Origin of the sequence: Shewanella seohaensis, from assembly GCF_023283775.1 — a bacterium.
Taxonomy (GTDB): domain Bacteria; phylum Pseudomonadota; class Gammaproteobacteria; order Enterobacterales; family Shewanellaceae; genus Shewanella; species Shewanella seohaensis.
This window is the reverse complement of sequence record NZ_JAKILE010000004.1, coordinates 1-24,837: the sequence shown is the minus strand read 5'-3', so window position 1 is coordinate 24,837 and position 24,837 is coordinate 1. Positions and strand designations below refer to the sequence as shown.

The 24,837-nt window shown below is 47.5% G+C and carries 15 protein-coding genes, 12 tRNA genes and 1 riboswitch; of the genes, 12 read left to right on the top strand and 15 right to left on the bottom strand.

All coding sequences use genetic code 11. The annotated features are described in order from the left end of the window. Window positions 1-186: 186 nt before the first annotated feature. A complete protein-coding gene (locus tag L2713_RS05555; RefSeq protein ID WP_011625737.1) occupies window positions 187-579 on the bottom strand; it encodes an H-NS histone family protein in 393 nt (130 codons plus the stop codon). Between the two features lie 310 nt (window positions 580-889). Here L2713_RS05555 and L2713_RS05550 point away from each other — a divergent pair, with 310 nt between their 5' ends. The 3 genes from L2713_RS05550 to L2713_RS05540 all read left to right on the top strand — a co-directional run bounded on the left by L2713_RS05550 (window position 890) and on the right by L2713_RS05540 (window position 4,506). Further along, complete coding sequence (locus L2713_RS05550; protein ID WP_011716473.1) at window positions 890-1,639, top strand: electron transfer flavoprotein subunit beta/FixA family protein; 750 nt, start codon at window positions 890-892, stop codon at window positions 1,637-1,639. Further along, entirely contained in the window at window positions 1,640-2,566 is a 927-nt protein-coding gene (locus tag L2713_RS05545) for an electron transfer flavoprotein subunit alpha/FixB family protein (protein ID WP_248967229.1), read from the top strand. A 95-nt stretch (window positions 2,567-2,661) separates the two neighbouring features. After that, window positions 2,662-2,858: riboswitch (Lysine riboswitch) on the top strand. A gap of 79 nt (window positions 2,859-2,937) precedes the next feature. Continuing rightward, window positions 2,938-4,506, top strand: a complete 1,569-nt coding sequence (locus L2713_RS05540) for a Na+/H+ antiporter NhaC family protein (protein WP_248967228.1) — start codon at window positions 2,938-2,940, stop codon at window positions 4,504-4,506. A 114-nt stretch (window positions 4,507-4,620) separates the two neighbouring features. Here the strand turns inward: L2713_RS05540 and L2713_RS05535 are convergent, their stop codons facing one another. Both L2713_RS05535 and L2713_RS05530 read right to left on the bottom strand, forming a co-directional pair. After that, window positions 4,621-6,771 carry a M3 family metallopeptidase gene (locus L2713_RS05535; RefSeq protein ID WP_248967227.1) on the bottom strand — a complete coding sequence of 717 codons (2,151 nt, stop codon included), beginning with the start codon at window positions 6,769-6,771 and terminating at the stop codon, window positions 4,621-4,623. A 170-nt stretch (window positions 6,772-6,941) separates the two neighbouring features. Next, window positions 6,942-9,032 carry a multiheme c-type cytochrome gene (locus L2713_RS05530; RefSeq protein WP_248967226.1) on the bottom strand — a complete coding sequence of 697 codons (2,091 nt, stop codon included), beginning with the start codon at window positions 9,030-9,032 and terminating at the stop codon, window positions 6,942-6,944. 538 nt (window positions 9,033-9,570) lie between these two features. On the opposite strand from L2713_RS05530, the gene L2713_RS05525 reads away from it, so the two are divergent. After that, the gene (locus L2713_RS05525; RefSeq protein WP_011622141.1) at window positions 9,571-10,149 is read left to right on the top strand and encodes a thymidine kinase; all 579 of its coding nucleotides are present in this window, start codon (window positions 9,571-9,573) and stop codon (window positions 10,147-10,149) included. A gap of 287 nt (window positions 10,150-10,436) precedes the next feature. Continuing rightward, window positions 10,437-13,508 (top strand): transglycosylase domain-containing protein, encoded by a 3,072-nt coding sequence (locus L2713_RS05520; protein ID WP_248967225.1) that lies wholly within the window; start codon window positions 10,437-10,439, stop codon window positions 13,506-13,508. Between the two features lie 127 nt (window positions 13,509-13,635). On the opposite strand, the gene L2713_RS05515 is transcribed toward L2713_RS05520, so the two are convergent. The 12 genes from L2713_RS05515 to L2713_RS05460 all read right to left on the bottom strand — a co-directional run bounded on the left by L2713_RS05515 (window position 13,636) and on the right by L2713_RS05460 (window position 21,445). Beyond that, entirely contained in the window at window positions 13,636-15,015 is a 1,380-nt protein-coding gene (locus tag L2713_RS05515; RefSeq protein WP_248967224.1) for a sigma-54-dependent transcriptional regulator, read from the bottom strand. Further along, window positions 15,012-16,823 carry a sensor histidine kinase gene (locus L2713_RS05510; protein WP_011622144.1) on the bottom strand — a complete coding sequence of 604 codons (1,812 nt, stop codon included), beginning with the start codon at window positions 16,821-16,823 and terminating at the stop codon, window positions 15,012-15,014. The genes L2713_RS05515 and L2713_RS05510 overlap by 4 nt, the downstream gene beginning before the upstream one ends. 99 nt (window positions 16,824-16,922) lie before the next feature. Then, window positions 16,923-18,320 carry a TRAP transporter large permease gene (locus L2713_RS05505; RefSeq protein WP_248967223.1) on the bottom strand — a complete coding sequence of 466 codons (1,398 nt, stop codon included), beginning with the start codon at window positions 18,318-18,320 and terminating at the stop codon, window positions 16,923-16,925. After that, window positions 18,320-18,964, bottom strand: a complete 645-nt coding sequence (locus L2713_RS05500; protein ID WP_011622146.1) for a TRAP transporter small permease — start codon at window positions 18,962-18,964, stop codon at window positions 18,320-18,322. The genes L2713_RS05505 and L2713_RS05500 overlap by 1 nt, the downstream gene beginning before the upstream one ends. 62 nt (window positions 18,965-19,026) lie before the next feature. Further along, the gene (locus L2713_RS05495; RefSeq protein WP_248967222.1) at window positions 19,027-20,049 is read right to left on the bottom strand and encodes a TRAP transporter substrate-binding protein; all 1,023 of its coding nucleotides are present in this window, start codon (window positions 20,047-20,049) and stop codon (window positions 19,027-19,029) included. Window positions 20,050-20,443: 394 nt separating this feature from the next. Beyond that, window positions 20,444-20,674 carry a hypothetical protein gene (locus tag L2713_RS05490; protein ID WP_011073026.1) on the bottom strand — a complete coding sequence of 77 codons (231 nt, stop codon included), beginning with the start codon at window positions 20,672-20,674 and terminating at the stop codon, window positions 20,444-20,446. Between the two features lie 144 nt (window positions 20,675-20,818). Then, window positions 20,819-20,894 (bottom strand) — tRNA-Val (locus L2713_RS05485). Window positions 20,895-20,919: 25 nt separating this feature from the next. Further along, window positions 20,920-20,995 (bottom strand) — tRNA-Val (locus tag L2713_RS05480). Window positions 20,996-21,020: 25 nt separating this feature from the next. Beyond that, window positions 21,021-21,096, bottom strand: a tRNA-Val gene (locus tag L2713_RS05475). A 41-nt stretch (window positions 21,097-21,137) separates the two neighbouring features. Beyond that, window positions 21,138-21,213: transfer RNA gene (locus L2713_RS05470), tRNA-Val, on the bottom strand. A 32-nt stretch (window positions 21,214-21,245) separates the two neighbouring features. Next, a tRNA-Val gene (locus L2713_RS05465) sits at window positions 21,246-21,321 on the bottom strand. A 48-nt stretch (window positions 21,322-21,369) separates the two neighbouring features. Further along, window positions 21,370-21,445, bottom strand: a tRNA-Val gene (locus tag L2713_RS05460). A 600-nt stretch (window positions 21,446-22,045) separates the two neighbouring features. On the opposite strand from L2713_RS05460, the gene gltX reads away from it, so the two are divergent. The 7 genes from gltX to L2713_RS05425 all read left to right on the top strand — a co-directional run bounded on the left by gltX (window position 22,046) and on the right by L2713_RS05425 (window position 24,613). Continuing rightward, a complete protein-coding gene (gene gltX / locus L2713_RS05455) occupies window positions 22,046-23,455 on the top strand; it encodes a glutamate--tRNA ligase (RefSeq protein ID WP_011625747.1) in 1,410 nt (469 codons plus the stop codon). A gap of 104 nt (window positions 23,456-23,559) precedes the next feature. Beyond that, window positions 23,560-23,635, top strand: a tRNA-Ala gene (locus tag L2713_RS05450). A 67-nt stretch (window positions 23,636-23,702) separates the two neighbouring features. Then, a tRNA-Glu gene (locus tag L2713_RS05445) sits at window positions 23,703-23,778 on the top strand. 107 nt (window positions 23,779-23,885) lie between these two features. Beyond that, window positions 23,886-23,961 (top strand) — tRNA-Ala (locus L2713_RS05440). A 64-nt stretch (window positions 23,962-24,025) separates the two neighbouring features. After that, a tRNA-Glu gene (locus L2713_RS05435) sits at window positions 24,026-24,101 on the top strand. Window positions 24,102-24,281: 180 nt separating this feature from the next. Next, window positions 24,282-24,357 (top strand) — tRNA-Glu (locus L2713_RS05430). Window positions 24,358-24,537: 180 nt separating this feature from the next. Next, a tRNA-Glu gene (locus L2713_RS05425) sits at window positions 24,538-24,613 on the top strand. The last annotated feature ends 224 nt before the right edge of the window (window positions 24,614-24,837 follow it).

Sequence of the window (24,837 nt, the reverse complement as noted above, 5' to 3'; positions counted from 1 at the left end):
AGACGGAGGGGGAATAAAGAGTAACCTAAAGCAGATGTAAATACTAAAGCTGAATTGTAACGCAATTTAAGCATTTGCTTGAATGCAATGGTAGTGGCATTCAGGCATAAAAAAGCTCGCAGGGCGCGAGCTTTTTTATGTTACTCAATGGTAATAGCAAACGGCTATTACGAGCACGGTATGGGATTAGATTAAGAAATCATCCATAGAACGGCCTTTATTGACTTCGTTCTTAAATACCGTTGGCATACGACCTTGACCAGTCCACTGGATCACTTCGCCGTTAACTTCAATTTGATATTTTGCTGGACGTGGAGCGCGTTTTTTACCCACAGCTTTAACTGCTACGCCACCTAAGTCGTCGATTGATAAACCAACTGCTTCCATTTGTTGGCGGATTTCTTCGATTTTAGCATTACGTGCAGCAATAGCTTGCTGCTCTTCTGCTGCCATTGACTCACGCTCAACTAAAATTTTATCTAGCTTAGCCGCTAAATCACGCAGTTCTTCAACGCTGAGATCTTTTACCGCAGCTTTAAAACGACGACCGTGAGTTAATATCTCTAAAAATTCGCTCATATCTATTTTCGTCCCACTCTATTTTTATTACAGGATAATGGTGAACAACAGCTAAATGATAGAAAGTAATATAGCTCGAATCAAATAAAATTATGCAATAAACAGAAATTAAATATTATTTAATTTTTGAACTTTTTAAATATGGCAGATAAGTGTTCAAAAATGTGGCCAATACCACAGTCTTAAAAAATGCAAACAGGCGTTTGAGTTTAGTTGACGTTAACGTTAACAGGACGTAAAGTGGCTCTATCCTGCATTGGTGATGACCAATGTTTTGTCCATGTACATGAAAGTGTAGGAAGGAAACCCTATGAAAGTATTGGTGCCTGTTAAGCGCGTAGTTGATGCCAATGTGAAGGTCAGGGTAAAAGCTGACAACACCAGCGTTGATACCGCAAACCTCAAAATGGCGTTGAACCCTTTTTGTGAAATTGCAGTAGAAGAAGCGGTTCGTTTAAAAGAAGCGGGCAGTGCTACTGAAGTAGTGGTCGTCAGTATCGGCAATAAAGCCGTTCAAGAACAATTACGTACCGCGTTAGCATTAGGTGCTGATCGTGCGATTCACATTGATACTGAAGAAGAGTTAACCCCAGTATCAATTGCCAAATTACTCAAAGCCGTACAAGAAAAAGAACAAGCGCAATTAGTGCTGTTTGGTAAGCAATCTATCGATGGCGATAATAACCAAACTGGCCAAATGTTTGCCGCATTAACGGATATGCCACAAGCCACTTTTGCTTCTGAAATCAAAGTAGAAGGTCATTCGGTTCAAGTGGCTCGCGAGATCGATGGCGGGATGCAAACCTTAAGTCTGCCATTACCAGCCGTGGTGACAGCCGATTTACGTTTGAACGAACCTCGTTACGCTTCATTACCTAACATCATGAAAGCTAAACGTAAGCCATTAGATGTGCTCACTGTTGCGGATTTAGGTGTGACGCTAAAAGCCCATCAAACTGTGGTGAAGGTGACGCCGCCTGCCGAACGTAAAGCAGGTATCATGGTTGCGTCGGTAGCTGAGCTGGTTGAAAAGTTAAAGAATGAAGCGAAGGTGATCTAAATGGCCATTTTAGTATTAGCAGAACACGATAATGCGGCACTGAAACTGGATACCGCAAAGGTTGTCACTGCCGCGCGTGCAATTGGTGATGATGTACATGTATTGGTGGTGGGCCACCAATGTGGCGCCGTGGCGCAAGCTGCGCAAGCCCTACAAGGTGTCGCTCAAGTATTGGTCGCCGATAACAGTGCCTATGAAGCGCATTTAGCCGAAAACGTGGCTAAATTGCTGGTGGACTTAGCACCAAACTACAGCCATATCCTCGCTGCAGCATCGAGCGCTGGCAAAGATACGCTACCACGTGTGGCCGCCTTGTTAGACGTTGCACAAATTTCGGAAGTGATTGGCGTAGTGAGCAGCGACACCTTTGTTCGCCCGATTTACGCGGGTAACGCTTTAGCGACAGTACAAAGCCATGACGCGATTAAAGTGATGACAGTCCGTGCCAGCGCCTTCGATGCGGCGGCGCAGGGCAACAGTGCTGCAGTTGCCACCTTAGATAAAGTGTTTGAAGCCAAAACTCAGTTTGTGTCTCAATCATTGACCGTTTCTGCGCGTCCAGAGTTAGGTAATGCGGGCATTATCGTTTCTGGTGGCCGTGGTATGGGCAGCGGTGAAAACTTCGGTATGTTAGAGCAATTGGCGGACAAACTCGGTGCTGCTGTTGGGGCATCTCGCGCCGCGGTTGACGCAGGCTTTGTGCCTAACGACCTGCAAGTCGGTCAAACCGGTAAGATTGTGGCACCAAACCTCTACATCGCCGTGGGGATTTCGGGTGCGATCCAGCATTTAGCTGGGATGAAAGACGCTAAGGTGATTGTGGCAATCAACAAAGATCCTGAAGCGCCAATCTTCCAAGTGGCCGATTATGGCCTCGAAGCCGACCTGTTCGACGCCGTTCCAGAGTTGATTTCAACTCTAGGTTGATTTTATCCGTGATCTAAGTCAAAGTAAGCGGCTTTGCGGTGGCAACTGCTTAGCCGCTTATGTTTTTATGTGCCTCACGCCCGTGCATGGGCGTTCTTAGAAGTAGAGGCGCACCAAATATCAGTAGTGATCAGTAGGGTGATTCCGTTGATCGTTCACGAAAGGATTTGGTGCCGAAGTGGTTTGATTTATCACGATCAACTGCTGGGGTTGTGCCGAATAGGTACAACACTGCCATAGTATTTTCTGATACGGATATTAGGAATAGTTACTATGGAGCGCTACTGATAGGACAGGTGATCTTGGGTATCTATTGCCTTTTCCCACCAGTTCAGTCGCCCTCCATTCGTATTTTGACGAAGAAATAATCAATGACTGTAGTAAGTTACGCCGATTCGGCACTTTCTCTGCTGCCGCCTGTGGTCGCAATTGTGTTGGCGATTTTCACTCGCCGCGTTCTCCTTTCCCTCGGTTTAGGTATTGTGATTGGGGTGTTATTACTCAATCAATTTTCACCTGTGGCCAGCGGTGAGTTTTTATTTAACAGTGTAAAAGGACTTTTTTGGTCAGAAGATGGCGTAAATTCTTGGAATTTATACATTCTCGGCTTTTTAATTGTATTAGGGATGATCACGGCATTAATTACCGTCAGTGGTAGTGCTAGGGCATTTGCTGATTGGGCGCGCCTGCATATTCGCAATAAACGCGATGCCAAATTACTGACCATGTTTTTAGGCTGTGTTGTCTTTATTGACGATTATTTCAATAGCTTAGTCGTGGGTTCTGTCGCAAGGCCCGTCACCGACCGTTATTATATTTCCCGCGCTAAGTTAGCCTATTTATTAGATTCAACGGCGGCGCCGGTTTGTGTTATTTCGCCGGTATCCAGTTGGGGCGCTTATATTATTGCGCTGATCGGCGGCATATTAACCGCCCACGGTTTTGCCGACTCTGGTCATTTGAGTGTGTTTATTCAAATGATCCCTATGAATTTCTACGCTATTTTCTCTTTATTATTATTACTTTGTGTTGCATTTATGGGCTTAGATATTGGCCCTATGCGTGAGCATGAATTAAATGCGCAGCGCGGTAATTTATATGATGAGAATAAAGGATTACCGCCCGGAGCGAATGCCGATTTACCCGAAGCCGAAACGGGTAAGATCCTTGGTTTATTCTTACCTATTACCGTGCTGGTATTTGCGACCCTGTATTTTATGATCGACAGCGGTGCCCAGGTATTAGCGAAAGAAGGTATTGAATTTAATATTATTTCAGCTTTTGAAAAAACCGATGTGAGTTCATCACTGTTCTTTGGTGCCCTGATTGGTTTAGCGGTTGCGCTGGTACTTAACCTAGTGCAAGGCGTTGAAAAGTCGATGGTCGTCAAAGGCGTGGTGCAGGGCGCTCGCTCTATGCTGCCTGCGATTTATATCCTGTTATTTGCATGGACCATTGCCGGCGTGATTGGCCAGCTTGAAACCGGTAAGTTTATGGCAAGCCTCGCCACAGGCAATATTCCTTTTGCCTTCTTACCTGCGTTGATGTTTGTGTTAGCGGGTCTAACGGCGTTTTCTACCGGCACCAGTTGGGGTACGTTCGGCATTATGCTACCGATTGCCGCCGATATGGCGATGGGCAGCCATACAGCCATGATGTTACCTATGCTGGCTTCGGTTTTGGCGGGCGCGGTATTTGGTGATCACTGCTCACCGATTTCGGATACCACGATTTTGTCGTCAACTGGCGCGAGCTGTCACCATATCGACCACGTTGTGACTCAGTTGCCTTACGCTGTGATTGTGGCGCTGATCAGTATGGTGGGTTATGTGGTGCTTGGCTTTACAGAATCGGTGAATGCGGGACTGCTGACCTGTGGTGTGTTGTTTGTCTTAAGCATTGTGTGGTTACGACTCAAATCCCAAAGCAACGCGAAATAAGCCTGACGTAAGCGAGCGCTTTATTCGTGAGTCTTCATTGTTAATTTCCCAAGCTCTCAAAACAAATCAGCCAGCATTATGCTGGCTGATTTTTTATCTATCACACATCCCAAATTACAGGGCGGTGTTGAGTCCACGGCGGTTCAATAACCCTTCGGTGGTAGGCTCTTGACCACGGAAGTTTTTGTAAGCTTCCATTGGTGCAATGCTGTTGCCCACTTCGCGAATCGTCTTGCGGTATTTCATGCCGATTTCACGGTTTAGGCCACCTTGAGTTTGCACATAAGCGTAGGCATCTGCCGCTAAAATCTCACTCCACATATAAGCGTAGTAACTCGCTGAGTAACCACCCGGAAAGGCGTGGGCAAAGTAAGTTGACTTATAACGTGGTGGCACGGCAGTGATATTTAAGCCGTGTTTTTTCAGCGCATTGGCTTCAAATGTCGCCACATCTTGCAGTGGGGCATCTGGGCTTAATGAGTGCCATTCCATGTCGACGAGCGCCGCAGCCATATACTCTAAAGTATCGAAGCCTTGGTTAAAGCTGCCTGATTTGAGCAGTTTTTGCAGCAAATCATCGGGAATTGGTTTACCAGTTTCGTAGTGTTTGGCGTAGTTGGCTAACACTTTAGGGTGGGCTGCCCAGTCTTCTTCGAAGGTTGATGGGAATTCCACAAAGTCACGGGAGACCGAGGTGCCCGCCAAGCTTGGGTAAGTCACCTTGGAGAACATTCCGTGGGTACCGTGGCCCATTTCGTGGAACATAGTGGTGACTTCGTTGTAGCTGACGAAGGTCGGTTGTCCCTCTGGCGCCTTCTTAATGTTCATCACGTTGACCACGACAGGCTTAGTGCCTTCGAGGAAGGATTGACCCACGAACGAGCTCATCCATGCGCCGCCGCGTTTGCCTTCACGGGCAAAGTAGTCGGCGTAGAAAATCGCCATGCTCGAACCATCGGCATCAAACATTTCGTAGGCTTTCACATCCGGGTGGTACACAGGTAAATCTGGGCGAGGCTTTAGGGTAACGCCATAGAGTTCTTTGAGGGTGTAGAACACGCCGTCTTCGAGTACGCGGTTAAATTCGAAGTAAGGGCGAATGCTATTTGCATCGAGGGCGTATTTCTCTTGGCGAACCTTCTCTGCGTAGAATTCCCAGTCCCAAGGCGCGAGTTCAAACTTGCCGCCAGTCTTGTCGATCATCGCTTGGATATCGGCCGCTTCTTTTTCGGTATTAGCGACGACGGCAGGCACCATTGAACCAAACATGCTGTATACCGCTTCAGGCGTTTTTGCCATTTGTGGCGCGAGGCGGTAGCTGGCCCAGTTTTCATAACCTAAGAGGGCAGCGCGCTCGGCACGTAATTGCGCTAAGCGAGACACTAAAGAGGCCGTTTCGTTTTCACCCGTTAAACCACGGTTTGCCGAGGCTTCCCAAATGCGTTGGCGCAGTTCACGGTTCTCTAAAGAGGCGAGCACTGGCTGGCGAGTGGTGTTGGTGATGTTGATTAAGTACTTACCTTCGTGGCCCGCGGCCTTGGCATCGTTGGCTGCCGAGGTGATTTCGCTGTCAGTAAGGCCCGCCAGTTGCTCTTTGTTATCGACAACGATGGCGATTTCTTTGGTTAAGCGCAGTAAACGTTGCGAGAACTCGTTGGTCAGCGTCGATTGCTCTTCGTTCAGCGCGCGGATCTTCACTTTCTGCTCATCGGTCAGTTTAGCGCCAGCCATGATAAAGCGCTGGTGATACACCTCAACCAAACGTACCGCTTCAGGCGTTAAGCCTAAGTTATTGCGGTCGTTATAAATGGTTTCAATACGGGTGAATAGTGCTGGATTGAGGTTGATGTTATCCGAGTGCGCTGCCATTTTAGGGGCCATCTCACCTTGGATTTTACGCAGTGCAGGATTACTGTTTGACCCCGCGAGGTTATAAAACACGCTCGATGCTCGGGTCAGCAGGGCACCGCTTTTTTCCATGGCGACAATCGTGTTGTCGAAGGTCGGGGCGGCAGCATTGTTGGCAATGGCCAAAATCTCTTGATAATGCTCTTTAATGCCTTGCTCTAATGCGGGCTGAAAATGCTCGTCTTTAATGACACTAAAATCAGGCGCTTGGTATTGCAGCGTGCTGGCTTGGAACAGAGGATTTTGGGCTTGAACTGCGGTCACATTTGTCGCTTTAGTCTCTTGAGTGCTGCAGCCTGCGAGTGCGCCTGTCATCAAAGTGGCGCCAATGGCGATGGCAATAAAACTTTTACGCATAGTTGAGTGATTTCCTTAGAATTGTAGTTTTTTGTGACTCTAGCGTTACTAACTTAAATAGGACTGAAAACCTATGGGGTGAAGTTGTAAGTAAAAGTAAACAAAAAAGCGCCCTACAACCGTAGGACGCTTGAACTATTTTCTTGCAGGGAAAATAGCGGGACGACTAGTTATTTACGGGTAAAGTTATGGTACTTGTCGATACCAGAGCTGCTACCTGTGTTGTGGCACACGGCACAAGATTCACCCGTAGGTTGCTTGAACCAATCGCCAGTGGCTGGCACGCTGATCTCGCCACCGTTGCTCACCATGTGAGCTTTGACTGCATCGCCAGTATGGCAGGCATAACAGTTAGCAGTAACAGGGCTGGTCATCTTGCTGCCGGGTTCAAGAATGTATTGATTTGGCACTTTGTTTAAATCAATAGCGGTTTCGTGACAGGCAACACAGCTAGTGACTGGGTTGATAGCGCCTGCGCCGTTCGCTGTCTTGGCTTGGGTGCCGTCGGCCTTCATCTCACCAACATTTGCACCATTACCCCAGTGCCAGCTGTGGATCATAGGACCAAAACCTGCACCCAGTGTGGCCGAAGTCCGCGCCATACCGTTATCGTGACAGGCAATACAACCGTTACCGCCTTGATCGAATGCACCGTTTTTGTGGAAAGCGGTGGCATCGTTGTGGCAAGTCGTACAGCTGTTATCGCTGATCACAGTGCGACGTTCAAAACCTGATACTTTCTCAGCACTTACTGGATTTACCACATCTGAGTAGGCGGTGAAAGAAACACCCATTGAACCGTCATAACCCTTGGCTCTGAGGTTACCATTGCTTTGATAGCGTTGATTACCGTCGTACTCCATCCAGCCTGCAGTGCTGAAGGTGACCCGTGCAGAGTAGGCATAGTTAGCGTTTACTGCGCTGATATCCGTCAGTAGGTGACAGATATTCTTAGTACCATCGGTGTTGTAACCATAGTAATAGTTTGTACGGTTACCTGGGCGGCCTACTAAGGTGTTGTTGTCATAAGCATGCAGATAGGCACCAGCGTAGACAATCGGCTTCTTGGCATCAAATACCAGAGGATCTGAGTAGTTGAAGTTATCTTTAATGCTAAAGATGTTGCCGTCGGTGTCTTTCACTGTGATGGTGGTACACCAACCGGGTTCTGCTTTAGCTACGCTTGAGCCATCTGGCGCATAGTGATCGGTTAAGGTGGAAATATCATCTACTTTTACGGGGGTTGAGAGTGTTACTTGGTACTTAGCACGGATAGCTTGACGCTCGGTAATGCCTTCTTTGCCTTCATGCATTGGGCGTACATCGGCACCATTACTTGGCACAATCGCACCTGGTACGCCACCAGTGTTGTGACAGTCGATACAACCAGGGCCTGAAACGCTGATATTGGTTGGCGCTTCAACGTGGCAAGAAGTACAGTTCATCACGCTGAAATCTTTAGTGAATTTCTGGTGATTAATGTGACCAATCTTAGACAGTGTATTGGTGGCGTAACCGCCGATAGAGAAGCCTTCAGCGTTTTTCGCGCCACGGCTCACCGAGCCGTGACAGACTAAACAGCCTTCAACGAAAGTGACCTCGCTGTCCATACCTGTGGCGACATAGCTAGCATGGCGACGTGGGCTAGTGGCGTAATCGACGTGACAAGCATAGCAGCTGTCGGTGGTGGTTGAATGCGTGCCTTCAGGCTTATTCACAACCATTGGCGCAGAGCGCGCAATACCGCTTTCGCTGTTACCTCCGACTCTGAGCCAGACGATGCCTTCAGTACTGGCGTTGACACCTTTCATTGGAGCTTTAAAGCTGTAATGACCATCGCCTAGCGACTTGATTTCAGCGCCTTCAGTGGCTTGAGTTGCAGCGCCGCCGATATGCACGTTGTCGGCGACATTGTTAATGTCGGCTTCGGTGCGGTTATTAATAAAGCCCTTGTCGGTTAAGGCGGCGACTTTAGCTTCGGCATTTAACAGGCCATTGACTAAGTTGCCGTTTTCGTCGGTGACTTCAAATTCATAGGTGATACTACCTTCGCCAAAGCTGTAGCCAAGTACTTTAACATTGGTCACTAGCGAGCTTGTGACTGGTGGTGGCGTCCATGGATCTCCGGGTTTACCGGGTTGTCCTGGATCGCCGGGTTGGCCTGGTGCGCCGTCTTTACCATCACTGCCACAACCTACGAGTGCACCGGTTAAGGTTAATGCTACTAGGTATGCCAGTTTTTTAGATGTGAATATTCTCATCATAATCTCCATTTAATCCAATACGCATTTAAAGGCACGGATTGCAGCACTAAATTTGCAGGGGAGATTAGTGCTTTGAGCCGCTGATTTAATTTGCAAGCGTTCGAATAACTTTTTTTGTTTTTGTGAGTACATTTGTCTCGAGGAAATAATACGGATATTGAGATGTTTGTTTTTTGAACCAAACCGCATTTGATCCTATATCTTTGGAGGTAGATCTCAATTTTAAATATTTGTTAATGTGTTTTTTCTTATGTAAAACAATATTTAAGGTTGAATTAAGCTTATTGTAACAATTGAACTGTGACAGGGTTTGCCTGATGACTATTTTCTGGTTTGGACGGAAATACGAACAATCACGCTAAACCGAGGTGGAAGATCGCGTTGGTTTAATACCCGTTCGTGATAGTCAGATTGGGATTTCAGTAGAAAAGCTGAGATTGGCCTAGTGTGTTAGGGGACGGCGCAATGGTAAACTAGGCGCCATAAGCTCTGGCAACAGAGAAACAATAAATTTAAGTTAAAAAAGGGATTCGTTTTGGCGCAATTGTATTTTTACTATTCAGCAATGAATGCGGGTAAATCCACCTCTCTATTACAATCTTCCTATAACTACCGTGAGCGCGGCATGAATACCCTAGTGATGACGGCCTCTATCGACGACAGATACGGTAAAGGTAAGGTGGCATCGCGTATTGGTATTGAAACCGATGCCCAGGTATTTAGCAGCCACGACAATCTGATAGACATGATCACCACGGCGCACAAACAGAATCACTTGAGCTGTGTGCTGGTGGACGAGTGCCAATTCTTAAGCAAAGAGCAAGTCAAACAACTTACTTATGTTGTTGATAAAATTGATATCCCAGTTTTGTGCTATGGTTTACGTACCGACTTCCAAGGTGAACTCTTCACTGGCAGTCATTATTTGTTGGCATGGGCCGATAAGTTAGTTGAACTGAAAACCATTTGTCACTGTGGACGCAAGGCCAATATGGTGGTGCGTCTCGATGGTGAAGGTAAAGTGATGCGCGAAGGTGAGCAGGTGGCGATTGGCGGTAATGAAAGTTACGAATCGGTTTGCCGCAAGCATTTTCGTGAATTTATTTGGGATTGATTGAAGCCTCAAGCGCGGTTAGCACTTGCGATAAGTAGCTAAGTATTTTTACGCTAACCACTTTGAGGCGCGCTGCCAACTCATTAAAATACGGTGAGATCTAACAAGAAATGCAATGATCCTGTGTTGTTAGATCTTGCTCAATGAAGGCAAAGGAATGTATTTGCAGACTCATGCACAGTGGACGAACTTAAGTGTGAGTTTTGCCCTGATACTGGATGTGTTGAGCATAGGTTGGGAACTTTCCCACGTAGAAAGGATTTGTTAAGTGATTTTTGGGAGCCGTTTTGCCTAATTCTACGCAAGAAATGCAATTCGAAAATTATCGTCCTCGTCCGCCACAACCCGAACCTAAGGCTAAGCGTCAGCGCAAGCCGAGATCTAAGGGGCGTGTCTGGTTCTTATTTTTTATTCTGATTATCTGTGTGGCGATTTTGGTTGGGCAGGAGGTTAAAACCTCTTATTTCCAGTCTAAGTATGTTCATCAATATGCGAAGACCTTGACCTATGAGCTGAAAAATCAGCCCACTCAGTCAATTATCTATCCAAGTTACGGACCCTTCGATGAACGTCATGGCTACAGTAAGTTGCCCCAGTACATCGATAGATTGCTACAGCGTAATTTCCAAGTGACGCAGCAAGTGGAGTTTTCCCCTGCGCTACAGGAATACGCCCAGATGGGCTTTTTCCCGCCTTACCATGAGAAGGCGCAATCGGGATTAACGCTGCTGGATTGTCGCAATACCGATCTGTACGAGTTTACTTATCCTAAACGTGTGTACCAGGATGACGATAAAATCCCCAATGAAATCGTCAATACCTTGTTATTTATTGAAAACCGCGAGCTGTGGACGACTGAGCCAAAGCTTAATCCGGTGATCGACTGGCCACGCTTTATTGTGGCGGGGATGAGCCAAATCGCTGAAATGGTGGGGATGAATGTCTCTACCGCAGGCGGCAGTACGCTGGCGACACAAATTGAGAAGTTCCGCCATTCCTCCCAAGGGTTAACCCTAAGCATCAAGGATAAACTGCTGCAAATTGGCTCGGCCACAGTGCGGGTTTATCAGCAGGGTGAAATAACTGAGCCTGCTCGTAAGCGCATTATTCAAGACTATTTAAACACTGTACCTTTATCCTCCGCGCCTAACCATGGTGAAGTACACGGTATTGGAGATGGCCTATGGGCCTGGTTTGGTACGGATTTCGACACGGCGAACCAACTGTTAGCTTCGCCGCAAATCAAAGCCAATGCCGCTAAGCGTGGTCAAGTGTTCCGCCAAGTGGTGGCCTTGATGATTGCCCAGCGCCGTCCTTCCTATTATCTATTGCAGGGGCACGAGGACTTAGAGGAACTGGTCGACAGCCATATCCGTTTGCTCGGCCAATATTACCTGATTGACCGACCGCTGAGGGATGCCGCACTTGCTCAAAAGTTGCAGTTTAAAGTCGCCAAGCCTCAACGTAATACGCAGTCGGGTTCCGATAAGGGCGTGAACAGCATCCGTATCCGTACCGCGGGGATGTTAAATGTCGGTCTGTATGATTTAGACCGCCTCGATTTAACCGTGAATAGCAGTTTGCACAGCGACCTGCAGCAGCAAGTGAGTCAATACTTACGCAGTCTTGGGCAAGCCGCTACGGCCGAGAAAGTCGGTCTCTTAGGTGAGCGGTTACTCGAGCCAAGCCAGCTGCAAAATGTGCTTTATAGCTTCACTCTCTATGAAAAAACCGCAACGGCTAACCGTGTGCGGGTGCAAACCGACAGCACAGACCAACCGTTCGATATTAACGAGGGCAGTAAGTTAGAGCTGGGCTCGACGGCCAAACTCAGGGTACTGGCGACTTACCTTGAGATCATTGCCGAGATCCACGACAAATACTCGAAGAAGCATGGTATTGAGTTGGAATCAATTGAGATTGAACCCCGCGATCACCTTACTCGCTGGGCGATTGACTACTTGATAGTGAACCCAGATAGACGCCTCGACCGTATGTTGAATGCGGCGCTGCAACGGGAATACTCAGCCTCACCGAACGAGCAATTCTTTACCGGTGGTGGTTTGCATGTGTTTAACAACTTTAAAAAGACAGAAGATTTTAAAGTGCCGACCATGTACGAGGCGTTGCAAAACTCCATCAACTTACCCTTCGTACGTTTGATGCGCGACATAGTCAACTACAGCAGCAGTATGCAAAACGAAGGCAATATGGCGCGCCTGCTGCGTAATGATAAAGATCCACGCCGCGAGGAATATCTGCGGGTGTTTGCCGACCGCGAAGGCAATACCTTCGTGAATAAGTTCTACCGTAAATATAAGAAAGTGGCGCCCAATGAGCGTTTAGCGCTGTTTTTTGATGGTCAAACCCAAGCGGAGCAGCAACTGACCGCGGCTTACCGTTACTTGCAGCCCTATGAGTCCATCGCTTCATTTAAGGCCTTCTTGCAGCAGCGTTTGCCACAAAACAATTACACGGATAAGCGGATTAAAGAGCTGTATAACAAGTACGGCCCTGAAAAATATAATCTGCCCGATCAAGGTTATATCGCCCGAGTGCACCCACTCGAACTCTGGGTACTCGATTACTTGAATCAACATCCTGAGGCTAACCTCAACGATGTGAAAGAGGCGAGTAAGGATGAGCGTCAGGAAGTGTATCGCTGGCTGTTCAGAACGCGCCATAAAAACGCGCGTGATGTGCGGGTACAGGTAATGCTTGAAGTGGAGGCTTTCCTTGACATTCATCAGCGCTGGGCGCGTTTAGGCTATCCCTTTGAATCTATGGTGCCTTCTTTAGGTTCGGCGCTTGGCAGTTCGGGAGACAGACCCGCGGCGCTGGCGGAATTGATGGGGATTATCCAAAACGATGGTTACCGATTACCGACGGTGCGGATCAATCAGTTGCACTTTGCCGAAGATACGCCCTATGAAGTACGGCTCGATAACCAAAATAACCAAGGTGAGCGAGTGATGCGACACGAAGTCGCTCAGGCCCTAAAGGCAGCACTGGCTAACGTGGTTGAAAACGGCACCGCAAGACGGCTTAAAGGCATCTTTACCGACGATAATGGCGCCATGTTGGCTATCGGCGGTAAAACCGGTACGGGCGACAACCGTATTGTGACTCAGATGCAGCAGGGCCGCAAAGTGGCTACCACGGCGATGAACCGTACCGCGACGTTTGTGTTCTATTTAGGGGATAACTACTTCGGCACCTTAACCGCCTTTGTGCCGGGCAGTAAGTCGGACGATTTTAGTTTTACTTCGGCGCTGCCATTACAAGTGATGAAGGGCATGATGCCAATCCTCGCACCCTATGTGAAATCCTCAAAAGGCATGTGTGTGCGGGATGAGTAATGACTCACTTATTTTGCGATATGGTTTTTGATACATAAGCATTGTAATGCTAGCTTGAAGTTCCTTAGATAAAGCAAACCCCGCAGCCGTGAATCGGTTTGCGGGGTTTTTATTGGCACCGACAGGCTTACTCGTCAGCGTTGATATATTGCTTGCGGTCTAAATCGTACTTGCGCATCTTGTCGTATAAGGTTTTGCGGGGCAGTTCGAGTTGCTCCATGGTCTGCTTAATGCTGCCCTTGTTATGACTTAAGGCTTCTTCTATCAATACCCGCTCAAAAAACTCGACCCGTTGTAGCAATGACATACTGGTATGCAGACTGGGCGCGTTGCCTAAGGTGCCGGCGAAGGCGGCTTCGCCACCTAGTAACACATAACGTTCGGCCAGATTTCGCAGCTCGCGCACATTACCCGGCCAGTCGTGGGAGGTGAGGATAGTATTCTGCTCGGCATTGAGGGCTATTAAGGCCTTGTGATAGCGCGCCGAGGCCACACGGGCAAAATGTAAGAATAATAAGGGAATATCTTCGCGGCGATCCCTGAGGGGTGGAATGGGCACTGTCACCAGATTTAAGCGATAGAGCAGGTCTTGGCGAAACTCTCCGGTGTCGCACAGGGACTTTAAATCCACTTTAGTGGCGGCAATCACCCGAATATCCAAATGAATGCTTTTATTGGAGCCTAGGCGTTCGACCTTGCGATCTTCGAGCACCCGCAGCAGTTTGACCTGTAACGACAGCGGCGTACTTTCGATTTCATCTAAAAAGAGTGTGCCGCCATTGGCGTATTCAAACTTACCGATACGCAGTTTATCTACACCAGTAAAGGCGCCAGCTTCGGCACCGAATAGCTCGCTCTCAATCAAGTTTTCGGGAATCGCGCCGCAGTTAATTGCCACAAAGTTGGCTTGATTGCGACTGCTGTGGTCGTGCAGATAGCGGGCGACCAATTCCTTACCCGTACCGGTTTCACCTTCAATAAGCACATCGGCTGGGGTGTCGATCACTTGGTCTATGATGTGACGCATACGCAAAATGCCGACACTGTGACCTAATATTCTTGGGCCTGGCACGTTATGGCTTTCTAACTCTTTCTTTAATTTACGGTTTTCTAGAGTGAGGCTGCGTTTATCTAAGGCGCGCTTCACCACGTCTAGCATGTGTTCGTTGTTAAAGGGTTTTTCGAGAAAATCGTAGGCCCCTTGTTTTAACGCATTGACCGCCATAGCGATATCACCAAAGCCGGTGAGCAGCACGACGGGTAAATCGGGGTCCTGCTGACGAATTTGCTGCATCAAACTGATGCCATCGAGCTGCGGCATATTCACATCGGAAATCACTACTCCGGCCCAGTCTCTGTCGAGTAATTTGGCAATTCCTTTAGGATCGGTAGTGGCGAAGGCTTTAATGCCTTCCAGCTCAAAAAGCTGCACGAGCACTGTGCCTATATGGGGCTCATCGTCGATGATCAGTACGCTATAGTCTTGAATTGAATTGGGCAGACTCATGATGACTGACGTTCCTCGGCTAAATAAATCGGTAAAATAATGTGGAAAATGGCGCCGCCGTCCTCGGCATTGGCAACATTAATTTGCCCCTGCATGGACTCGATAATGCGCTGGGAAATGGATAACCCGAGTCCAAGCCCTGTACGTTCGCTGGTGGTGAAATAGGGCTCAAAAATTTTCTCCATTTGGCTTTCGCGCACCCCAGGGCCCGAGTCCTGAATACTGATACAGAACTTGTCCTGACAGTTTACCCTAATACTCAGTGTCCGTTTTGACGATTGCTGCATGGCAACAATCGCGTTGCTCATAATATTCACAAACACTTGTTGTAGCCTCACCTTATCACCCCAGACCTGATATTGGCCTTCGGGGAGCAGCACATCGAGTTCAACCCCTTGTTTGTCGATTTCGGGCTGAACTATGGTCAGGGCTTGCTTGATACAGCCCTTGAGATCGGTGGCGCTGTCATTGCCTTGGCTCTTGCGGGTAAAACTTTTAAATTGACCGACAATATCGGCTAATCGATCGGTCAGCTCGATAATAATTTTAAGATTATCAGAGGCTTTATCCGGCATATTGCGGGCGAGAAAGGTTTGGGTATTTTGCGCGTAGCTGCGAAGGGCGGCTAAGGGTTGATTCAGTTCATGGTTGATACTGGCGGATAGACTACCTATCACGGTCAACTTAGCCGCTTGAATGAGTTCATCCTGAGTATCTTTAAGGCGATTATTGGCCTGCTGCAGATCTTGGGTGCGCTCTTCCACCCTTTGTTCTAATAAGCTCTGGGCGAGTTGCATTCGCTGTAGGTTGCGGCGACGCTCGCTACTAAAGAGTAAGCCTAAGGCGAGCAGTAAATAGATGGATGCCGATAACAGCATGAGCGCGGGCATAGACTCGAGCAGAGGTTTCATCGGCGCCAGAATATGCACTCGCCAGCCTGCTTTGGTCATTAAATGATGGGTGTCCATATATTGCGCCTGGCTGTTGCCGGAGCGAATTTGATAGATATGGCCATTACTCAGGCTGTCTTCTTGGTATTGGGGTTTAATCAGTAATTCACCAATCGGCCGCTCGGCATAACGTTTCGAGGCATTTAAGGCATATTGTTTCGCCTGAGTCAGCGGCGTAAGTGAGGCTAAGCGCCATTCATCGACACTGGAGATAAACACGATATCGTCGGGGTCGCTGATGAGGAATTGATACTGGCCCGCTATCGCAATACTGGTGCTTTGCTGCTCGATATCGGCGATATCCACTTTCACAATAATGGCACCCAGAATACCCTTCGCGCCTTGCTGATAAATGGGGTAAGAAAAGTAAAAGCCGCGTTTATCCGAACTGGTGCCCACCGCATAGTAGCGGCCCAAATTGCCTGAAATCGCGTCGGTGTAATAGGGTCTGAAGGAGTAGTCTTTGCCGATAAACGAAAAACTTTGTTGCCAGTTGCTGGCGGCAATCGCAATACCGAGGGCGTCGATAAGATAAATATCGGATGCCTCAGTCACATGCTGAATTTCTTCCAAGTACAGGTTAAGTTCTTGTACTTTTTTGGGGTTTTGTTGATCGTTGAGCACATTGGCGAGCATGGGGTTGGTCGACAAAACATGGGGGATACTCTCGTAACGCGACAGGGCGCCATCGAGGAAGCTGACCAGCTCTTTGAGTTGTTTTTCTGATTGCTGTTGGATTTCAATTTTGCCCTGATAAAAGTGCACCCAGTAGGTTAATTTTAAGATGGCAAATAAGCCCGCAAGTAACACTATGGTCATTAAAAGACGTTGTTTGGCCTTGGGTGTCATGGGCAACATAGCAGGCGATCCTGATCCACACTGAATAAAACAAAGCGAGCCTGAGTAGGCTCGCTTAAAAACTATCTAGAATCAAGGAATAATCCTTATTCCTTGAGATTAATATCCGTTGAGCTTATCCAGAAATTCCGGCAAGAACAGGGAGATTTGTGGCACATAGGTGATAAGTGCCAAGAAGGCCAACATCAGTGCTAACCACGGCAGTACGGATTGGATCACCCAGCCGATACTACGGCCTGTGATCCCCGCCGTCACGAAGAGGTTAAGCCCCACCGGCGGCGTCAGCATACCAATCTCCATGTTCACCACCATGATGATACCTAAGTGAATAGGATCGATACCTAAGTGAGTGGCAATCGGGAACAAAATCGGCGCCATAATCAACACGATGGCCGATGGCTCCATAAAGTTACCCGCCGCTAACAGCAGTAAGTTGACAATGATTAAGAAGCCCCAAGCGGGTAAGCCCATGCCAACAATGTGTTCGGCAATGATATGCGGAATACGCTCAGTGGTCAGCACGTGGGCGAATAGCATGGCGTTGGCAATGATAAACAGCAGCATGATGCTGACTTTTGCCCCGTCGCGCACCACATGGCGAATTTCTTTGTCGATTGGGGTTTTAATCAGCCCGAGCACCATATGGCCTAAGTTACGGGCAATCGCGTTGGGGATGGGCTCATTAGGGTTACGCCAAGCCACATTTTTCAATGGGCCGATATCGCGATAACCAAATACCGCAATGAAATAGGCATACATACAGGCTACGGCAGAGGCTTCGGTTGGACTGGCCACACCGCCGTAGATTGAACCTAACACGATAAGAATTAGCGCCAGACCACCTAAGGCTTTGGCACTGGAAATACCCAGTTGCTTAAAGCCGGGGAAGGGGCGTGATGGCAGATTTTTAAAACGGGCGACGATATAAATCACTATCATCAGCAGGAAGCCCATCATCAAACCAGGGATTAAGCCCGCCATAAACATTCTGGCTGCCGACACTTCCGTCGCCGCCGCATACACTAGCATTACGATTGAAGGTGGGATCAAAATCCCTAAGGTACCAGAAGTGGTAATGACGCCAGCGGCAAATTTTTCGGGATAACCCGCTTTTACCATGCCGACGATAACAATCGAGCCAATGGCGGCCACCGTTGCAGGCGATGAGCCAGACACTGCGGCAAACAACATACAGGCCATCACTGAGGCCATGGCTAAACCACCTCGGATATGGCCGATACTGTCCATCGCAAAGTCGATGATCCGTCGTGCCACCCCTCCGGTTGACAGGAAGGCTGAGGACAGAATAAAGAATGGGATCGCTAGCAGGGTATAGTGCTCTGACGATGACTCATAAAGTTTTAACGCCACAGAGGCGAGGGAATCGTTGGAGAAGAATAAAATCGTCAGCATGCTTGAGAAACCTAACGCAATCGCGATAGGCATACCTAAAAACATACAGACGAGTAGGGCAGTAAAGAGGGTCGCAATGGCCATTACTTCGCTTCCTTGTTGTCTGTTTCTTGTTGTGCGTGCTGAGCAGCTTCATCAATTAAATGCATGCTTTCTTTCGCTTCATCGGCAAATTGGAATCCTGAGACTTGGTTGCGCAGGATGGCGATAAACAGTTCAAAGAAACGCCAAGTCAACATGCTAAAACCAATCAATAGAATGCTTTGGGATAACCAAATGGGCACAGCGCCGTCTTCGACATCAATCTTTAAGGTGTTCCAAGCAAAGTCGGGATCTAAGCTGTTTAACAGAAACTTAGGAAAGTGAATATCTTCCATTGGTACGCCGATTTGGTACATCTGTGACAGATATTCCCAGCTACCTTTTAAAAACAGTCCGCAATAAGCCAAGCAAATCAATGCCGTCACTAGGGAAGTGACTTTTTTAGCCTTAGGGGGCAGATTTTTTACAAACGCATCAACACCGATGTGAGCACCGACTTTCACCCCATAGGACATACCAAAAAGCACAAACCAACCACAGAGGGTTAAGGTCAGTTCTTGGATCCATAAAAAACCGGTATTGAAGAAAAACCGCGCCACTACCTCAGTGAACACTAAGAGTGTCATCAAGGTGATCAAGAGGTTGAGCACCCCTTCTTCAAAGTAACCAAAAATTCGCGATATCACAGCTGTACTCCCCTCGCTCAAATACCGCTTAACCCCAAATAGAGGTTAAGCGGTTTATTTCATTATTGTTTATTTGCAGCAACAGCGGCTTCAATCACATCTTTACCTACTTGGTCTTCAAATTTCGCCCAAACAGGTTTCATTACATCAATCCATTTTTGACGTTCTTCTGGTGTTAAGGTCACCAGTTGAGAACGTTTAGAATCAAGGATTAATTGCTTGTCTTCGTTATCTTTTTCAGCAGCGATCTTGTTACCTAAGGCGATAGACTCATCTAACGCTTCTTTGATCACTTTACGTTTATCCGCTGGTAAACCTTTCCAGAAGGCATCAGAGGTCACGACCATGTAGTCCAGAACTCCGTGGTTACTTTCAGTAATCTGGCTTTGAACTTCATAGAATTTTTGTGAGTAGGTGTTTGACCAAGTGTTTTCTTGACCGTCGATCGCACGGGTTTGCAGCAGAGTGAACACTTCAGAGAAAGGTTTTTTCACTGGGATGGCGCCAACAGCATCAAACTGAGCAGCCAATACGTCAGATGCCATCACGCGGAATTTTAAGCCTTTAGCATCAGAAGGTTGTTTGAGTGGGGTATTAGCAGAGAACTGCTTCATACCATTATGCAGATAACCTAAACCGACAATCCCTTTACGGGTCATTGAGTTCAGCAGGGCTTGGCCAGCTTCGCCTTGTTGGAAACGGTTTACTGCATCCATGTCATTGAACAGGAATGGCAGGTCGAAAACCTGTAGGCGCTTAGTGTAACGCTCAAATTTAGAAAGAGAAGGCGCTACAAATTGCACGTCGTTTAACAGAAGTGCCGCTAACTCGTTGTTATCCCCAAATAACTGTGAGTTAGGGAATACACTGACCGTATATTCACCAGGTAAACGTTGTTCAACTAATTCTTTAAACTTCAACGCCATTTGACCCTTTGGCGTGTTTTCAGCAACCACGTGGGAGAACTTGATTTCAACGGGCGCCGCAAACACGTTAAAGCTAGTCGCAAACACTGAGGCCAGTGCCAGCATTTTTGCGACGGTTTTTAATGGACGAGTGATACCCATCTGTTGATTCAATGTCATTTTTGAGTTCCTTTTTCTGTTGTTAGGATTTGTCCTCAGCCTTGGTTAGTTTGTTACCAAGTGTGAGTAGGAATACAGCCTTGATTTCCCTGAGGTCTGTCTTAATAAAGGCAAATACCACGCCAACTTACGATGCACTCTGTAAGTGTTTGGTTAATAAAGTGTAGTTCATTTGACGTTTGTCACGCTTTTAGTTTTGTGGGTGAGATCTCGCTCACGTTGATTTTTGCTATGGGTGGAAATCCACCCAAACTGCATTTTGTGGGGCATGAGCAGAGGTTTTTAGCTTGATGATTAACTGAGCAAAATAAGTTGCTTTTAGATCAAAAGCTGTTTGAAAAATGACTGTGAAGCAGGGGATAGCTGAGATGGCGAAGAGGAAGCAATGCGGGAGTCAGCCATGATCTTCGCCAATTCGCTTAAGGATTTCATCGCTTGGGAGCAGCTCTAAATGTCCGCGTTCATCGAAGTACCAGCCAGTAATAAAGCCTTTTTGGCGCATGCTGACCAGATTTTGCATGACTTCACGGGCTTCCCTTAGCGCGGTTTGTTCATCGCAGGCATGGGTATGTTTTAAATACGCTGCAATATTGGTGAGGGATGCAGATTGACTGACGCTGGCCATAGTGCTGATCTCCAAATATGCCTAAGGCAACAATCAGCAGCGTTTAAATGGGATTGAATACTGGGCTACAGACTCAGTTAAGCAGATGCTGATTAAGATCAAGCATAGTTGAGTTGTGCTAGGGGTAAAGTTTTTGGGGGAATCTGGTGGTCGCTACTGGGATCGAACCAGTGACCCCCTCCTTGTAAGGGAGGTGCTCTCCCGGCTGAGCTAAGCGACCCGGGGTAAATCAATACTGCAGAATATGGTGGTCGCTACTGGGATCGAACCAGTGACCCCCTCCTTGTAAGGGAGGTGCTCTCCCGGCTGAGCTAAGCGACCCGGGGTAAATCAGTACTGAAGAATATGGTGGTCGCTACTGGGATCGAACCAGTGACCCCCTCCTTGTAAGGGAGGTGCTCTCCCGGCTGAGCTAAGCGACCGGAATTCTTTCAATACAAATTTTAATGTCATTCTAAAAATATGGTGGTCGCTACTGGGATCGAACCAGTGACCCCCTCCTTGTAAGGGAGGTGCTCTCCCGGCTGAGCTAAGCGACCGGAGAATGACTACACAGTGAGTGAGGAGTATATGGTGGTCGCTACTGGGATCGAACCAGTGACCCCCTCCTTGTAAGGGAGGTGCTCTCCCGGCTGAGCTAAGCGACCCGGGCATATAACAACTTGTATACCATGATTAAATTTGCATTTAACACATGGTGGTCGCTACTGGGATCGAACCAGTGACCCCCTCCTTGTAAGGGAGGTGCTCTCCCAGCTGAGCTAAGCGACCTCTGCTGTGTGGAGCCGTATTATAGGGAGGTTCGATCGAGTGTCAACGCTTTTTAATGAAAAAAGCATTGGTCGCGCTATTTTTGCTCGGATTGCCGTAATGTTAATCACGTCATCATTCAAAGTGTTACTTTATTGGACAATTTAGCTGGCATTTTCATTTCAGGCTTTAGCGCTCATCTTGCCAATAAGTCAGCCAATTGCATCGTTAAGTGTTCTCTTTTGAGGGTTTACGGCTTTTTTAGGCTGAAAAGGGTTCTCTTATACGGCTTAAATGATAAAGGAGTAGGGGGGCAGCACCATTCTCTTCATCTATTTTGCTCAATTTCGATGACATATTTCTAAATAGAGGTGCGTAACTTTGATCTAGTTTCGAATATATGGCTTTGGTTTTAGAGCGTTTGTTTTCGGATATGGGACGCTGGATTTTCATCTTTATCAGAGCAATCTAAAGCGCTCACCTTTGAGCAGATACTTTGAGGGGATCTGCAATACCTGCACTAAGTGCCATTTGCAGCGCAGAGTTAGGCTGCTAGAATAAGCCCACTTTTTACCGTGATTGTCTTTATCTAGACGACTTTATATAGGTTAGTGTCCCATTATGACAACTAAGACGCGTTTTGCCCCAAGCCCAACAGGCTTTTTGCACGTGGGCGGTGCCCGTACAGCTCTATATTCTTGGTTACAAGCCCGTGCCAATAATGGTGAGTTTGTTTTACGTATCGAAGATACGGATATTGAACGTTCTACTCAGGCTGCATGCGATGCCATTTTAGAAGGCATGAACTGGTTAGGTTTGACGTGGGATGAGGGCCCGTACTATCAAACTAAGCGTTTTGATCGTTATAACGAAATCATCGCGCAGATGTTAGAGCAGGGCACAGCTTATAAATGTTATTGCTCGCGTGAACGTATCGATGCTTTAAGAGAAGCACAAGCGGCAAATGGCGAAGCCCAAAAATACGATGGTTGCTGCCGTGACTTGCCGGCGCGTGATACCGATGAGCCTTTTGTTGTGCGTTTTAAAAACCCCATCGGCGGTTCAGTGGTATTTGATGACCATGTTCGTGGCCGTATCGAGTTTTCAAACGATGCATTAGATGATCTGATCATTGCCCGTACCGATGGCGTTCCTACTTATAACTTCTGTGTGGTTGTTGACGATTGGGACATGGGGATCACTTGTGTGGTTCGTGGTGAAGACCATATCAACAACACGCCACGTCAAATCAACATCCTTAAAGCATTAGGCGCGCCTATTCCTGAATATGCCCACGTGTCGATGATTTTAGGGGATGACGGTGCCAAGTTGTCTAAGCGTCATGGTGCGGTAAGCGTAATGCAATACCGTGATGATGGTTACCTGCCAGAAGCACTGCTTAACTACTTAGTTCGCTTAGGTTGGTCACATGGCGATCAAGAAGTCTTTTCTTTAGAAGAAATGAAGCAGCTCTTTAAGTTAGACGACATCAACAAAGCGCCTTCTGCTTTTAATACCGAAAAACTGGTTTGGTTAAACCAACACTATATTAAGACGCTTGATCCTGAATATGTGGCTAGCCATTTACAGTGGCACATGGACGATCAAAAGATTGATACCTCAAATGGCCCAGCTTTATCTGCGGTAGTGACTGCATTGGCTGAACGCGCTAAGACCTTAAAAGAGTTAGCCGCTTCTAGCCGCTACTTCTATGAAGACTTCGCAGAGTTCGATGCTGAACAAGCGAAAAAGCACTTACGTGGTGTCGCGCTTGAGCCATTACAATTAGTGCAACAAAAACTGGCTGCATTAACTGAGTGGACTGTTGAAGCTATCCACCAAGCGATTGAAGCTACCGCGACCGAATTAGAAGTCGGTATGGGTAAAGTGGGTATGCCATTACGTGTCGCTGTGACAGGTGCAGGGCAGTCTCCTGGCTTAGATATCACCTTATTCTTAATAGGAAAGGCGCGTTCTGAGCAAAGAATATCCAAAGCGATTGAATTTGTAGCAGATAGAATAAATTCCTAAAAAACGAGTTGACACATTTAGGTGCGCTGCATAGAATGCGCCCCGTAGTTGAGACACAGACGAGCGAATGCTTGTAGTGCACTTAAATACAGCTTGATAAGTTTGGGGCTATAGCTCAGCTGGGAGAGCGCTTGCATGGCATGCAAGAGGTCGACGGTTCGATCCCGTCTAGCTCCACCAAACTTACCGCCGATATTAAGCGGGATAAGCATTAGTAATAATGCAAGTCGAATTAATATGTCCTTGTGTCCCCTTCGTCTAGAGGCCTAGGACACCGCCCTTTCACGGCGGTAACAGGGGTTCGAATCCCCTAGGGGATACCACTATGTTTATCACATAGGGTTCCTAGCAAATGACTAACGAGTCGTTTGGTAAGAACAAATCCAGTTTCTGCGATATATACTGAATATCAGTCATGTCGAAAGAGTTTGGGGCTATAGCTCAGCTGGGAGAGCGCTTGCATGGCATGCAAGAGGTCGACGGTTCGATCCCGTCTAGCTCCACCAAATTCGCCGTATTAAGCGAGAGCACTGTTAGTCATTAATAGTTTTCAAATTAATATGTCCTTGTGTCCCCTTCGTCTAGAGGCCTAGGACACCGCCCTTTCACGGCGGTAACAGGGGTTCGAATCCCCTAGGGGATACCACTCTATCCTCTAAAGATAGGGTGCTATCACAAATGACTAGCGAGTGATTTGTGAGTTAACAGTAAGACCTCAGTGATGAGGCCAAACATCGGTCCTTGTGTCTCCTTCTGTTTTTAGAAGTGCGCCTAGGATACCGCCAATGTTAAGCGGGAATGAAAATTCAAATTAATATGTCCTTGTGTCCCCTTCGTCTAGAGGCCTAGGACACCGCCCTTTCACGGCGGTAACAGGGGTTCGAATCCCCTAGGGGATACCACTCTATCCCTTAAAGATAGGGTGTTATCACAAATGACTAGCGAGTGATTTGTGAAATAACCGCAAGACCTCAGTGATGAGGCTAAACATCGGTCCTTATGTCTCCTTCTGTTCTTAGAAGTGCGCCTAGGATACCGCCAATGTTAAGCGGGAATGAAAATTCGAATTAATATGTCCTTGTGTCCCCTTCGTCTAGAGGCCTAGGACACCGCCCTTTCACGGCGGTAACAGGGGTTCGAATCCCCTAGGGGATACCACTCTATCCCATAAAGATAGGGTGCTATCACAAATGACTAGCGAGTGATTTGTGAGTTAACAGTAAGACCTCAGTGATGAGGCTAAACATCGGTCCTTGTGTCTCCTTCTGTTCTTAGAAGTGCGCCTAGGATACCGCCAATGTTAAGCGGGAATGAAAATTCAAATTAATATGTCCTTGTGTCCCCTTCGTCTAGAGGCCTAGGACACCGCCCTTTCACGGCGG

Excerpts from the sequence above, each read along its gene's own strand:
- L2713_RS05555 (WP_011625737.1), bottom strand. The coding sequence starts at position 579 with ATGAGCGAATTTTTAGAGATATTAACTCACGGTCGTCGTTTTAAAGCT.
- L2713_RS05550 (WP_011716473.1), top strand. The coding sequence starts at position 890 with ATGAAAGTATTGGTGCCTGTTAAGCGCGTAGTTGATGCCAATGTGAAG.
- L2713_RS05545 (WP_248967229.1), top strand. The coding sequence starts at position 1,640 with ATGGCCATTTTAGTATTAGCAGAACACGATAATGCGGCACTGAAACTG.
- L2713_RS05540 (WP_248967228.1), top strand. The coding sequence starts at position 2,938 with ATGACTGTAGTAAGTTACGCCGATTCGGCACTTTCTCTGCTGCCGCCT.
- L2713_RS05535 (WP_248967227.1), bottom strand. The coding sequence starts at position 6,771 with ATGCGTAAAAGTTTTATTGCCATCGCCATTGGCGCCACTTTGATGACA.
- L2713_RS05530 (WP_248967226.1), bottom strand. The coding sequence starts at position 9,032 with ATGAGAATATTCACATCTAAAAAACTGGCATACCTAGTAGCATTAACC.
- L2713_RS05515 (WP_248967224.1), bottom strand. The coding sequence starts at position 15,015 with ATGAGTCTGCCCAATTCAATTCAAGACTATAGCGTACTGATCATCGAC.
- L2713_RS05510 (WP_011622144.1), bottom strand. The coding sequence starts at position 16,823 with ATGTTGCCCATGACACCCAAGGCCAAACAACGTCTTTTAATGACCATA.
- L2713_RS05505 (WP_248967223.1), bottom strand. The coding sequence starts at position 18,320 with ATGGCCATTGCGACCCTCTTTACTGCCCTACTCGTCTGTATGTTTTTA.
- L2713_RS05495 (WP_248967222.1), bottom strand. The coding sequence starts at position 20,049 with ATGACATTGAATCAACAGATGGGTATCACTCGTCCATTAAAAACCGTC.
- L2713_RS05490 (WP_011073026.1), bottom strand. The coding sequence starts at position 20,674 with ATGGCCAGCGTCAGTCAATCTGCATCCCTCACCAATATTGCAGCGTAT.
- gltX (WP_011625747.1), top strand. The coding sequence starts at position 22,046 with ATGACAACTAAGACGCGTTTTGCCCCAAGCCCAACAGGCTTTTTGCAC.